This is a genomic window from Streptomyces guryensis (assembly GCF_021261325.1).
GTDB classification, from domain to species: domain Bacteria; phylum Actinomycetota; class Actinomycetes; order Streptomycetales; family Streptomycetaceae; genus Streptomyces; species Streptomyces guryensis.
On sequence record NZ_JAJSBI010000031.1, the window covers coordinates 59,801 to 72,378 of the forward strand.

Sequence of the window (12,578 nt, forward strand, 5' to 3'; positions counted from 1 at the left end):
GGGGGATTGCGTCAGGAGAGCGGGAGCGAGAGCGCGGACCCGATGGTCTTGGTCTCGGTGAAGATCTCGAAGCCTTCGCGGCCGCCCTCGCGGCCCATGCCGCTGGCCTTGTATCCGCCGAACGGGGCGTCCCCGCCGGAGTACGAGCCACCGTTGACCATGAGGCTGCCGGCTCGGATGGCGCGCGCGATGCGCAGAGCGCGCTCCGTCGAGCCCGACGCGACATATCCGGCGAGTCCATACCGGCTGGCATTGGCCAGCTGAATCGCCTCTTCGTCGGTGTCGAACGGTGTCACGGTGAGCACCGGCCCGAAGATCTCCTCCTGCGCGATGGTGGAGTCGTTGTCGACGTCGACGAAGAGTGTCGGCTCCACCCAGAAGCCCGGGCGGTCGGGGACGCCGCCGCCGACGGCGAGCCTCGCGCCCTCTTCCTGACCGGTGCGGATGTACTCGGCGACGCGGTCACGCTGCCGGGCCGAGATGAGCGGGCCGGCCAGCATGCCCTGCTCCTGCGGGTCTCCCCAGGGCACCTGCTTGAACGCCTGCGTAAGACCGGCGACGACCTGGTCGTAGACCTTGCGGTGCACGAGCAGCCGGGTCGGCAGCGCACAGCCCTGGCCCGAGTGGGCGAGCGCGCCGAGCGCCTGCGGGATGGCCTGCGTGAGGTCCGCGTCGTCGAGGATGATCGACGCGCTCTTGCCACCGAGCTCCAGCATGGTGCGCTTGAAGGTCGGCGCGGCGCACTCGAGGATGCGCTGCCCCGTGACCGTGGAGCCCGTGAACGACACCATGTCGACGCGGGGGTCGGTCACAAGGAGTTCGGCCACGTCACGGCCACTGGTCGTCACCATGTTGACCACGCCGGCCGGGATGTCGGTGCGCTCTGCGATGAGCCGACCGATGCGGGTGGCGTTCCACGGTGTCTCGGGCGCCGGCTTCGCGACGACGGTGTTGCCGGTGGCGAGTGCGCCGGCGAGCTTGACGAGCATCAACCCGAAGGGGAAGTTCCAGGGGGTGATGGCGCCGACGACGCCGATGGGTTCCTTGACCACCCACCGCTCGGTGGGCTCGTTGGTGGCTCGGTTGACGGCGTCGTCGAGTCGGCGCACCCACTCGAACCGGTCGATGTGGTCGATGTGCCATTGGAACTTCTTCAGGGGATCCTCCAGCTGAGGACCATGGGTGAGCATGCGCGGGGCACCGACCTCCGCGATGAGTTCCTCGCGCAGCTCGTCCTTCTCCTCGACCAGGGCGTCGAGGAGCTGGGTCATGGCACGCTTGCGGAACTGGTGGTCGACCGCCCAGTCCGTCTCCTCGAAAGCACGCCGGGCCGCGGCGATCGCGTCGAGCATGTCCGCCCGGCCTGCGTCGGCAACCTTGCCCAGAACGGTGCCGTCCGCCGGGTTGACCACCTCGAACGTTCCGCCGTCCGCGGCGTGGCGGAGCTTTCCGTCGATCAGGAGGCGCTCCTCGGGCCGGAATGCGGCCGACGGCGGACCTGATGGAGTGGTGGACATCGTCTGTCTCCTCTGCGGGTGGGGGGATGAAATCGCTAAGGTGCGCCACGGGGCGGCTTGGGAGGCCGGACGCCTTGGAGAAGTGCATGGGCAAGGCGCCGACGTCGAGCCCGGCGTATGTGCTCCGGTCAGCCACAGAGCGTCCCGCGGCAGCGGTGTTCGTACGGCTGGAGGTCAGGACTCCACTGCGGGGGCGGTGGTACGCACGGTCTCGTCCCACCGAGCGCCCGTCGCGATCGCCTGCCGCCACTGCCGAATCGCCTTGGGAGGCATACCGACCGCGAGAGCGCCGCCGACCCGGTCACCGGTGCGGTACGCGACGACGAACCGACGCTCGGCCATATCGCCGTCCACGACGGCGACTTCGTCGTGGCCGCGCAGGTAGCCGTACGCCTGGATCTTCATGTCGTACTGGTCGGACCAGAAGTACGGCACCGGCGCGAACGGCTTGCCCGCCTCGGGATGGAGCAGGTTGCGAGCGGCCGCCATGCCCTGTTCGGCGGCGTTGGTGCGGTGCTCGATTCGCATCGAGGTGCCGAAGAGCGGGTTGTACCAACGGGCGACGTCACCGGCGGCGTACACGTTCGGCGCGGCCTGGCAGTACTCGTCGCAGACCACACCGTCGCCGACGGTGAGGCCGCTGCCGTCGAGCCACTCGGTGTTGGGCAGCGAGCCGACGGCGACCAGCACCTCGTCTGCCTCGACCAGTTCGCCGTCGGCGAGGCGGACGCCGTTCTCGGTCACCTCGGCCACGCTCACACCGCACCGCAGTTCCACGCCCCGTTCGAGGTGGGCCCGCGTCAGCATCTGGCCGACCTCCGTGCCGACAGCGTGGGCCAGCGGTACGGGGGCGGGTTCGAGCAGGGTGACGTGGACTCCGAGCTGCCAGGCCACGGCGGCGGCCTCCGCGCCGAGGAAACCGGCTCCCACCACGACCAGGCGCCGCCCCGGCGTGAGCCGCTCCCGCAGCATCAGGACGTCGCCGAGGGTGCGCAGGACGTGCGCGCTCTTGCCCGGCAGCCGGCGCGGCCGGACCCCGGTGGCCACGATCAGCCCGTCGTAGGGCAGAGCGGTCCCGTCGGCCAACTTGACGGTGCGGTCGGTGAGTTCGAGGCCGGTGGCGGCCACGCCGAGACGCAGGTCGAGGTCGAGCCCGGCCAGGTCTTCGGCATTGCGCAGGGCGAGTCGCTCGGACTCCCACTCCCCGGCCAGGACCTGCTTGGACAGCGGCGGGCGATCGTACGGCGCCAGCGGTTCGTCGCCGACGAGAGTGAGGGTGCCGTCGTAGCCCTCCCGGCGGAGGGTCTCGGCCGCCGCGAGTCCGGCGGCCGAGGCTCCGACAACGACGATGCGCCTCACTGCTCGACCAGCCGGATGGCGGCGGCCGGGCAGACCGCGATGGCTTCCTTGACGTTGTCGAGTTGGTCGTCGCCGACCTGCTCCTCCAGGAGGATCGCGATGCCGTCGTCGTCCTGGTCGAAGACCTCCATCGCGGCGAGCACGCACTGCCCCGAGGCGACGCACTTGTCGGCTTCCAGCTCCACCTTCATGGGATTCCCCTTTACTTCACACGTGGTTCTTGGTCGATTGCGGGACGGAAGACCCGTCACCAGGAGACGGGCAGCTCGTGGACGCCGTAAATGAACGCGTCGTGCTTGAACTTCACGTCGTTCAGCGCGCAGGCGAGCTTCAGCGTTGGGATGCGCTTGTAGAGGGTGCTGTAGACGACCTGGAGCTCCATGCGGGCCAGCGGCTGGCCGAGGCACTGGTGGACGCCGAAGCCGAAGGCGACGTGCCGGCGGGCGTCGCGGGTGATGTCGAGGCGGTCGGGGTCCTCGAAGACCTCGGGGTCGCGGTTGCCGATCTCGTTGACCATGATGACGCCCTCGCCGGCTTTGATGACCTGCCCGGCGATCTCGATGTCCTCGGTGACTGCGCGGCGCCGGCCGAGGTGGGTGATGTGCAGGTAGCGCAGGAGTTCCTCGACCGCGGAGGCGACGAGTTTCGGGTCGTCCGTCTCCCGCAGCAGCTTGAGCTGGTCGGGGTGCTGGAGCAGGGCGAGAGTGCCGAGCGCGATCATGTTCGCGGTGGTCTCGTGGCCCGCGATCAGCAGGAGCAGGGCCATCTCCGTGGCCTGCGCATCCGTCAGCTCTCCCTCGGTGACCCGTCCGGCGATGCTGGAGAGCAGGTCGTCCTGCGGCTCGGCGAGCCGCTTGGCGATCTGGGCGGCCAGGTACCCCGCGATCTCCCGGGTCGCCGCACCCCGCTCCTCGGGGGTCGCGGTCGTGCGGACCATCGTCTTGGTGTTCTCCTGGAACATCGCGTGGTCGTCGTAGGGGACGCCGAGCAGCTCGCAGATGACCAGCGACGGGATCGGCAGGGCGAACGCCTCCACGAGGTCGACCGGCTGGGGGCCGGCCAGCATGTCGTCGATCAGACCGTCCACGATCCGCTGCACGGCGGGCCTGAGGGCCTCCACCTTCTTGATGGCGAAGGGCGCCGTCACCATCCGGCGCAGCCGGGCGTGTTCGGGGTCGTCCATCATGATGAAGCTGAGCTTGCCCTCACCTGCTTCAGCGGTGGCTTTGGTGGGATAGCCGGGCTGGTCGGTGTCGGCGCTGACCCGGTGATCGCCCAGGACCGCCCGCTGTTCGGCGTAGCGGGTCACGAGCCACGGCTCACTGCCGTCCCACAGACGCACCTTCTTCAGCGGCCCCTGTTCCTGAAGCTCTTTGAGGCCGGGCGGAGGGTCGAAGGGGCATCGGGAGTCACGAGACATGGGGAACTCTGGAGCAGCGTCGGCGCCGTCGTGTGCGGGACTGATCAGGGGGGCGGCCATGGTTCTCCTTGGTTAGTGGGGGGCGGAGCGCTGGGTGGGCCGAAGGAGGAGCTCACGCGCCTGTCCCTCCATCTCGGATGGCCGGCGAGGAGCGTCCCTTCGGTGAACTTCACGATTCCGTGCGGCGATCTCTGCCGCGAGGGAGAGCGCTCCCCAGTCAGTGGTGTAGCCAGCTACACCATTGATGCCAACGGGTGTTGCGGCACCACTGAGCCACAGAGCGCCGGTGGCCGGAACTTCAACCACGGAGTCCGACCTTGGGAACTTCCTCCCCGCAAAGGAGCGCCCTGGCGGTCGGGTCCGGAACAGCCGCATCTCCGCATGAGGGCCGATCGCACGCCACCGCCGTCGCGATGGGGAACACCACGGCCAGGCCGCGGTGTTACAGAGAGGGCTCATTGCGCGTGCTCCTCGCTCGACGACCAGGAACGTTTCGCCGAGGTGATCCCGGACACAGTCGTCGGCATGAACATCGGAGAGCTGCGGGTCTCTCGCGTGGCGGGGCCCGGGACAAGCCCGACGTCTTCGACGACCCTTTCGGCCGGATCAGGGCCGAGGCGGCACAGTGCGGGGGCGGGCGTTCCTCCGCAGTGTCGAGACGCCGCTGCACCTGACACTGCGCGGCATCGTCGATGCGTGGTGCAATTCCGGTCGTGGCGCAGCACTTCCTCCCAGTAGACCTCCTGTCCGCCACCGCCCCGCGTGACTTACGAGGGGCTCTCGTACTCCTCGGTCACGCGATTCGCGACCGTCGGGTCGTCGATGGGGGCATGTCTGATCTCGCAACCGGCCTTTGGGTAGCGCGGTTCGGGTGGTTTAGTCGGATTCGTCCATGTGGTGATGCAGCAGTACGCGGTCCCAGGGTGTAGCGGACTACACCATCGGTTCGGGAGGCCGGTCCCTCGCGGCGACGAGCGGGCGACGGAATCGTGGTCCCCAGAGATCGCAACAGACCCGCACCTCTCAGTGCACCCTCCGTCTCCTTCTCCCGAAGGGCATTCCCGTGAAGTCGCCGCTTGCCGCCGTCCGATCGATCGTCGCCAACCTGCTGCTCTGGTCGTTCTTCGTTGTCGGCATAGCCGCGAGTTCCGCGTCCGGTGTCGTGCTCGACGGCACAGCGAAGAACGTGGCCACCTACGCCGGTATCGCCGTATCGCTCGTGGCGGGCTCGCGCATCGCGAAGAAGCCGAAGATCAAGGCGTTCTTGTCCACGCCACCGGTGCTGTGGTTCCTGTTCCTGTTCAACGGTGGTGTGGCCGCGGTGTGCTACTTCACGCTGGACGGAGCGAACCGGATCATGGCCGTCGCCGGGATTAGCTTGGTCTCACTGGGCGCGGCGGGCGGCCTCGTTGCCAACCGCCGGAAGCGGGCCGGCGCCGCGGCCCGACACGAGATGTGACCACAGGTCGATGACTTGCTCTCCCGTCCGTATCGTCCCGTCTCTCCCTCCAGCATCACGCCGGGACCCAGTTATGAGCCCGCACCTGAAAGGCAGGGCCCTTCCATGACCGTCAACCGATTCGTGCGTCGTACCACCGCCGTCGCCACGGCCGTAGCCGCATGCATACTCACCGCAGGACTCGCCACCGGCTGCGACGGAGTGGACGGCTCGAAAGCAGACAGTTCGCTGGACTGCCTCCAGAACACCGACACGATCACCGACAGCCTCAGGGATATCCATGAGGCCGGCTTGGGAGCGGCGAAGAATCCCGCACGGACCGAGGAGTCCATCGACACCATCAAGAGGAATCTCGACAAGATCGACAAGCTCAACGACGGAACGGACGACGTCAAGATCGACAAGGCGGTCGGCGACCTCAAGGATGCGATCGCGGACTACAACAAGGCCGTCCTGAACGGTGACACCAATCCTGACTCCGGCCAGATCGATGCCGCGGCCGACGCACTGAAGAACATTTGCACGCCGTAGCGAAACAGTTCACATCACGTGCCGCCCTCGCGTCTGTTGCCCCGCCTCGCACCTGTCCCCTCGTCCAGCGCAGCCGTCCCCCCAACGGGCCCGTACGGCCACCCCTCTGCGGCTCGAGGCTCACTGGTACGCGCGAGCCGTTGTTGAAGGAGTTCACGCCGCCATGAAACCGGCACGTAGGCATTCAGCCATCCCCCGCACGATCATGTCTCTTCCCCCAGCCCGTAGTCTTGCCGCCATGGGCAGAACGATCCGGCAGGCAGCCCGGGCCACCCTCCATCTGGTCATCGCCGCGGCTATGGCCTTCGGCCTGTATCTGTTCATCACGGTGCTGCTGATCACGGCTGTCCTCACGATCGTGGTGGTGGGTGCGTGGCAGCTGCCTGAGACGGTGCTGTTGCTCCGCCGGACAGCAGGAGCCAAACGCGGTCAAACGGCAGCCTGGACCGGACGGCAGATCCCTGAGGCCTACCAGCCGATCACCGGTACCCTGCGCGAGCGGCTGCGTATCTCCGTCCGTGACCCGGGCACCCTCATCGACGTGCGCTGGATGGCAGCCTCCTACCTCTACGGCGCATTGCTGTTTCCGGCGCTGTTGCTTTGGCCGCCGGGCCTGGTCGTCGACGGTGTGTGGTGCGGGCTGCTGCGCCGCGATCCGGTCGTCCTACCGCTCATCGTGCGCATCGCTGACTTGGAGGCCCGCTGGTCGGAGGCTCTGCTCAAGCCCTCGCCGCAGGCGCTGCTGGCCGCCCGCGTCGAGGCGCTGGCCGCCACCCGGGCCGACGCGATCGCCGCGCACGGCGCCGAACTGCGCCGCATCGAACGGGACCTGCACGACGGCGCACAGGCACGGCTGGTGGCGCTGTCCATGCGGATCGGGCTGGCGCAACGGGCGTACGACCGTGACCCTGATGCCGCGCGCAAGCTGCTGGCCGACGCCCAGGATCAGGCCCAGGAGGCGCTGACCGAGCTGCGGCAGGTCGTGCGCGGCATCCATCCGCCGATCCTGACCGATCGAGGGCTTGTCGGCGCCGTACGGGCGCTGGCGTCAGGCAGCGGCCTGGAGGTGACCGTGGGGGTGGATGGTCTGGAGGACGACGGGGTGCGGGCTCCGGCCGCGGTGGAAGCGGCGGCGTACTTCACCGTTGCTGAAGCGCTCACCAACGCCGCCAAGCACAGCGGTTCGAAGCGTGCGACCGTGCAACTGGAGCGCCTCCCCAGAGGGCTGCGGGCTGTCGTCCGCGACGAGGGTCTGGGCGGCGCCGACGAGACGGGCGGCTCCGGGCTGCTCGGTATCCGGCGACGCGTCGCCGCGCTGGACGGTGAGGTGACCATGACCAGTCCCATGGGGGGACCGACGACGATTGCTGTGGAGCTGCCGTGCGTGTGGTGATCGCTGAGGACAACGCCCTGCTCAGGGAAGGGATCGTACTGCTGCTGACCTCGTCCGGGCACGAGGTAGTGGCAGTGGCCGGCAGCGGCCCGGAGGTCCTGCCCACGCTGCTCCGGCACCGTCCGGACGTGGCCGTGCTGGATGTTCGGATGCCGCCGGCCTTCCGCGACGAGGGCTTGCGGGCCGCCCTGGAGGCCCGCAAGGAGATCCCCGGGCTGCCGGTCCTGGTGCTGTCCCAGTACGTCGAGCAGTCGTACGCCGCCGAGCTGCTGGTCGGCGGGGCCAGCGGCGTCGGCTACCTGCTCAAGGACCGGGTGGGCCGGGTCGACGAGTTCCTGGACGCGCTGGAGCGGGTCGCCTCCGGCGGTACCGCGCTGGATCCCGAGGTCGTGACCGAGCTGCTCACGCGCCGCCGGGACTCACCACTTGACTCCCTCACTCCGCGCGAGCGCGAGGTGCTGAAAATGATGGCAGAGGGGCATGACAACGCCACCATCGGCAAGACGCTCGTCATCACTGAGCGGTCGGTCAGCAAGCACATCGGCAACGTCTTCGTGAAGCTGCGGCTGCCACCGAGTGACAGCGGGCACCGTAGGGTTCTCGCCGTGCTGGCGTACCTCAACCACCCTTGGACGGCTGGCTGTTGACTGATCGCCGGAGGGGATCCGGCGTGCCGTCCGCCCCCCGATTCACCATGCGCGTTGGGGTGGACGGCCGCGGCGTGCCCTGGGGACAGGGGCTGCGATCCACCGGGCGGCCACGCCTGAGTAGGCGTCGTCTCTCTCCGGTGGCCCGTACGTGTAGACGCATGCTGCTCCGGAAGCCAGAGGCGTGGGGTCTGGTGATGCCGCTTCGTCTGAGATTGCGCAAGCCGGCGTCCTTCACCGCCGAGCCAGAGGCGACCAGCGACGGAGTAACTGTGGTCTGAGCCGTCGCAGCCGACCGGGGTGCCGGTCTGTCCGGTGATGGGATCTTCGGTCTGACAGTGCAGGAGTGACCGAGGCGGCGTACGAAGCTTTCACACCATGGCGGCCTGGGCCTGGTCGTGCTGGCTCCGGGGAACGCCGACCACGGCAGCCGGGGTGTCATGGGCGACGAAGACGCCAACGAGCACGGTCCGGAGGTCGTGGGCGATTTCGTCATCAAAGGGCCCTACCTTCCAGTTCGGTCACTCCCGAGAGGTGCGGGTGTCGATGGAACGCTGCTGTGGGGCGCGGGGTCGGCGCAGTGCAGACGAGGCCATGAGCCGCAGGGGTATCGGCGTTGTCCGTGGCGGGGAAGCTGGTGCTGGGGCGGGCGAGGAGGAGGATCCCGCGGGCCGCTAGCGCTGTGCCGGTGAGGGCCAGGGCAGTGCCGGGGAGGCCGCCGTGGATGCGCTCGCCGAGGAGGGTAAGCCCGATGGCCGATGCTGCCAGAGGGTTGGCGATCGTGAGGGTGGCAAGGGGGGCGCCGAGGCCTCCGGTGTAGGCGGTCTGGGACAGCAGCAGTCCGATCACGGCCAGGGCGACGGCCGGGGCCGCCACCAGCGCGGTCTGCCAGGTCAGCAGGCTGTCGGCGTGAAGGACCGTCTGGGTGAGGGCGGAGCCGGTGCCGGAGACGACCCCGGAGGCCGCCGCCAGGGCCAGGGTGTGCCCGGTACTCGTGCGGATCGACAGGGCGAGCGGGACGACGAGGGAGGCGGTGACCGCGACGGCCAGGGCGGCCGGGGTTGTGAGGACGCCGCTGGAATCGTCGCCGCTCGTGGTGAGCGGGAGCAGGGCCGCGAAACCGGCGAGGGTGAGGGCGATGCCGTGCCATTCGCCGCGGCCGACCCGGCGTCCGGCGCCGCGGGCGGCGAGCGGGACGGCGGCCACGACGGTCAGCGCGCCGAGGCACTGGACCAGGGTGAGCGGGCCGTACTTGAGGGCGGCGACGTGCAGCGCGGCGCCCGTGGCATTGGCTGCGTTCGACGCCCACCAGGCAGAGTTGGTCAACAGGCGTCGCAGCCCAAGCCCGTTGGCGGAAGCGACGCGGTGCTGCGTTGCCGCCGCCACGGCGTAGGCCGCGATGGAGACGAGCGCCAGTACCACGGCGACCGTGATGTTCATCGCGGGGCTCCAGTCGAAGGACGTTGAGGCCGGTGAAGTCCGGCCTGCTCAGCGGGGTTTGAGAGGGGTCCCGCTGTGCTGTCCACAATTCCGTGGACCGTCGGCCGGAACGAGGGAGCACCCTCCCGATGTGGGGGTGTAGCGGGCTACACCCCGGGCCTCGGCCAAGGCCACGGGCCCGGCGGCGGAGCCTGGGGGAAGGCTCCTGCCACCGGGCCCGGGACCGCGCCGCCCCCGTCCCCACAGGGGCGGCGCGTCGGGGCCGTCGCCGCTTCGGCGGCCCCGGTCGGGAGGCGGCCGCCCCAAGGTAGGCGGCCGCGTCGTCATCGCTAGGAGCGGATGGGGACGGGCTCTGCGAGCGGCCGGTCGTCCGGGTCCGGGTCCGGACCCGTCGGTGCGGGAATCTTGCGGCTCAGCTTCTCGCCCTCGACGTCGATGTCGGGCAGCAGCCGGTTGAGCCAGCGGGGGAGGTACCAGGCCTTGTCACCGAGGAGGGACAGGACCGCGGGAACGATCGCCATACGGACGACGAAGGCGTCGAACAGGACCGCTATGGCCAGCCCGAACCCGATCATCTTGATCAACGACTCGCTGGCCCCGATGAAGCCGGAGAAGACGGCCATCATGATCAGTGCGGCGGCTACGACCACCCGAGCGCTGTGCCGGAAACCGGACACCACCGCCTGCTTGGCCGCGTCACCGTGGACGTACGACTCGCGCACCCGGGAGACCAGGAACACCTCGTAGTCCATGGCGAGACCGAAGACGATGCCCACCAGGAAGATCGGCATCATGCTCATGATCGGGCCGGTGGACTCCACGCCCAGCAGGTCGGCGCCGTGCCCCTGCTGGAAGACCAGCACCACCGACCCCAGCGCAGCCAGCACGGACAGCAGGAACCCGAACGCGGCCTTGACCGGCACCAGCAGGGAGCGGAACACCAGCAGAAGGAGCACGATGGCGAGTCCGACCACGACCGCCAGATACGGCACCAGAGCGGCCTGCACCTTCTCGGCGACGTCGATGTCCAGCGCGGTCTTGCCGGTGACCTCGAAGGAGGCGCCGGCCTTCGACTCGATGCCCGGACGTTCGCCGCGGATGGCGGTGACGAGATCCTTGGTCTTCTCGTCCGTCGGTGCGGTGGACGGGGTGACGGAGAACACCGCGGTGTCACCGGCGGAGTTGAAGCGGGCCGGCGAGACGGACACCACCCCGTCCGTGGCCTTGATGTCCTTCGCGACCGTCGCCACGGCAGCCTTCGGGGCCGCAGAACCCTTGCCGTCCACGACGACCGTCAAGGGGCCGTTGAAGCCGGGACCGAAGCCCTTGGCGAGCGCGTCGTAGGCACGGCGCTCAGTGGTGGACGTGGGCTTGGCCTCATCGCCGGGCATGCCGAGCTGGAGGTCCATGACGGGCATGGCGACTGCACCCAGCCCCACGACGCCGAGCAACAGGACCGGCAGCGGGCGGCGTACGACGATGCGAGCCCAGCGGGAGCCACCGTTGTCGTCCTTGCGCTGCTTCCTGCGGTAGCGCCGGGAGTTGCGGCGGGCGCCGCGCGAGAGGACAGCGTTCGGCCAGAAGCCGAGGACGGCCGGGACCAGCGTCAGGCACACCAGCACCGAGACCAGGACCGCTGCAGCTGCTGCCAGCCCCATCTTGGTGAGCATCGGAATGCCTACGACGGACAGTCCGGCGAGCGCGATGACGACGGTCAGGCCGGCGAAGACGACCGCCGAACCGGCCGTACCGGCGGCTAGACCGGCCGCCTGCGCAGGCGCATGTCCCTTGCCCCGCTCCTCCCGGTACCGGGAGACGACGAACAGGGCGTAGTCGATGCCACAGGCCAGGCCCAGCATCGTGGCCAGGGTGCCGGTGCTCTCGGACAGGTTGAACGCCTCGGACAGGGCCATGATCCCAGCCATGCTGACGCCGACACCGAGGATCGCGGTCAGCAGCGGCAGCCCGGCGGCGGCCAGCGATCCGAAGGTGATCAGCAGGACCATGGCAGCCACCGCGATGCCGACCACCTCGGCCGCGCCGCCTGCGGAGGGCGGTGAGGCCAGGGCGTCGCCGCCGACCTCGACGGTCAGGCCCGCGTCCCGGGCGCCGTCGATGGCGTGGGTCAGGTGCTGCTTGCTGGTGTCGGTGAGGTCGTCGGCCTTGGCCTTGAAGATGACGGTGGCGTACGCCGTCGTACCGTCCCTGCTCACCGCCTTCGCCTGGAAGGGGTCGACGGCACTGGCGACCTGGTTGCCGTCGGCGGCCTCGTCGACGAGATGCTCGATGGCCTTCTTGTTCTCGGCGGCGGTGACCTTCTCACCGCTGGGCGCGACGAACACGATCCGGGCGCTGGCCCCGTCGGCCGCCGAGCCGGGGAAGCGATGCTCCAGCAGGTCGAACGCCTTCTGCGACTCAATGCCGGGCATGGTGAAGCCCTCGTCGGCGGTGGCGGGGGCCTTTGAAGCGGCGAAACCGGCGGCGCCGAGCACCGCCACCCACAACAAGGTGACGAACCAGCGCCACCGGAAGGCCACACGGCCCAAGTGATAAAGGACAGTTGCCATGGCGAGGCAGCCTCCACATCAGCGGTTGAGGAACGGCGAAAGGTCGGAGAACCGCCTCTGTGGGGGATGCACGTCCAGTTCGACTGGAGCTGGGAGGGGCCCTTCCGTCGACCTCCACGATTCCGCCGACGGCGTGACATCACGAGGGAGCACAGTCCCGAATCGGAGGTGTAGCCCGCTACACCAGTCGAGGCGGACCCGAGCACGAAACCGTGCGCGAAGGCGCCTCCGGCCGACGGTGACGA

At 69.2% G+C, this 12,578-nt stretch carries 10 protein-coding genes; 4 read left to right on the forward strand and 6 right to left on the reverse strand.

Translation table 11 applies throughout. The annotated features are described in order from the left end of the window. Nucleotides 1–11: 11 nt before the first annotated feature. The 4 genes from LJ657_RS40280 to LJ657_RS40295 form a co-directional block, all read right to left on the reverse strand. A complete protein-coding gene (locus tag LJ657_RS40280; RefSeq protein WP_232654651.1) occupies nt 12–1,517 on the reverse strand; it encodes an aldehyde dehydrogenase family protein in 1,506 nt (501 codons plus the stop codon). 174 nt (nt 1,518–1,691) lie between these two features. Continuing rightward, on the reverse strand, nt 1,692–2,876 hold the full coding sequence (locus tag LJ657_RS40285; protein ID WP_232654652.1) for an NAD(P)/FAD-dependent oxidoreductase: 1,185 nt from the start codon (nt 2,874–2,876) through the stop codon (nt 1,692–1,694). Next, nucleotides 2,873–3,067, reverse strand: coding sequence for a ferredoxin (locus tag LJ657_RS40290; RefSeq protein ID WP_232654653.1), 195 nt, complete (start codon nt 3,065–3,067; stop codon nt 2,873–2,875). Before LJ657_RS40290 ends, LJ657_RS40285 begins: the two co-directional genes overlap by 4 nt. Nucleotides 3,068–3,123: 56 nt before the next feature. Next, the gene (locus LJ657_RS40295) at nt 3,124–4,356 is read right to left on the reverse strand and encodes a cytochrome P450 (RefSeq protein ID WP_232654654.1); all 1,233 of its coding nucleotides are present in this window, start codon (nt 4,354–4,356) and stop codon (nt 3,124–3,126) included. A 1,003-nt stretch (nt 4,357–5,359) separates the two neighbouring features. On the opposite strand from LJ657_RS40295, the gene LJ657_RS40300 reads away from it, so the two are divergent. From LJ657_RS40300 to LJ657_RS40315, 4 genes are all read left to right on the forward strand, one after another. Then, nucleotides 5,360–5,755 (forward strand): hypothetical protein, encoded by a 396-nt coding sequence (locus tag LJ657_RS40300; protein WP_232654655.1) that lies wholly within the window; start codon nt 5,360–5,362, stop codon nt 5,753–5,755. Between the two features lie 105 nt (nt 5,756–5,860). Continuing rightward, nucleotides 5,861–6,286, forward strand: coding sequence for a hypothetical protein (locus LJ657_RS40305; protein WP_232654656.1), 426 nt, complete (start codon nt 5,861–5,863; stop codon nt 6,284–6,286). Nucleotides 6,287–6,524: 238 nt separating this feature from the next. Continuing rightward, entirely contained in the window at nt 6,525–7,679 is a 1,155-nt protein-coding gene (locus LJ657_RS40310) for a sensor histidine kinase (RefSeq protein ID WP_232654657.1), read from the forward strand. Continuing rightward, nucleotides 7,667–8,326 carry a response regulator transcription factor gene (locus LJ657_RS40315; protein ID WP_232654658.1) on the forward strand — a complete coding sequence of 220 codons (660 nt, stop codon included), beginning with the start codon at nt 7,667–7,669 and terminating at the stop codon, nt 8,324–8,326. The genes LJ657_RS40310 and LJ657_RS40315 overlap by 13 nt, the downstream gene beginning before the upstream one ends. 495 nt (nt 8,327–8,821) lie before the next feature. Here the strand turns inward: LJ657_RS40315 and LJ657_RS40320 are convergent, their stop codons facing one another. Together LJ657_RS40320 and LJ657_RS40325 are read right to left on the reverse strand one after the other, a co-directional pair. Beyond that, entirely contained in the window at nt 8,822–9,766 is a 945-nt protein-coding gene (locus LJ657_RS40320; protein WP_232654659.1) for a DMT family transporter, read from the reverse strand. A gap of 329 nt (nt 9,767–10,095) precedes the next feature. Next, nucleotides 10,096–12,333 carry an MMPL family transporter gene (locus tag LJ657_RS40325; RefSeq protein ID WP_232654660.1) on the reverse strand — a complete coding sequence of 746 codons (2,238 nt, stop codon included), beginning with the start codon at nt 12,331–12,333 and terminating at the stop codon, nt 10,096–10,098. Nucleotides 12,334–12,578: the final 245 nt, after the last annotated feature.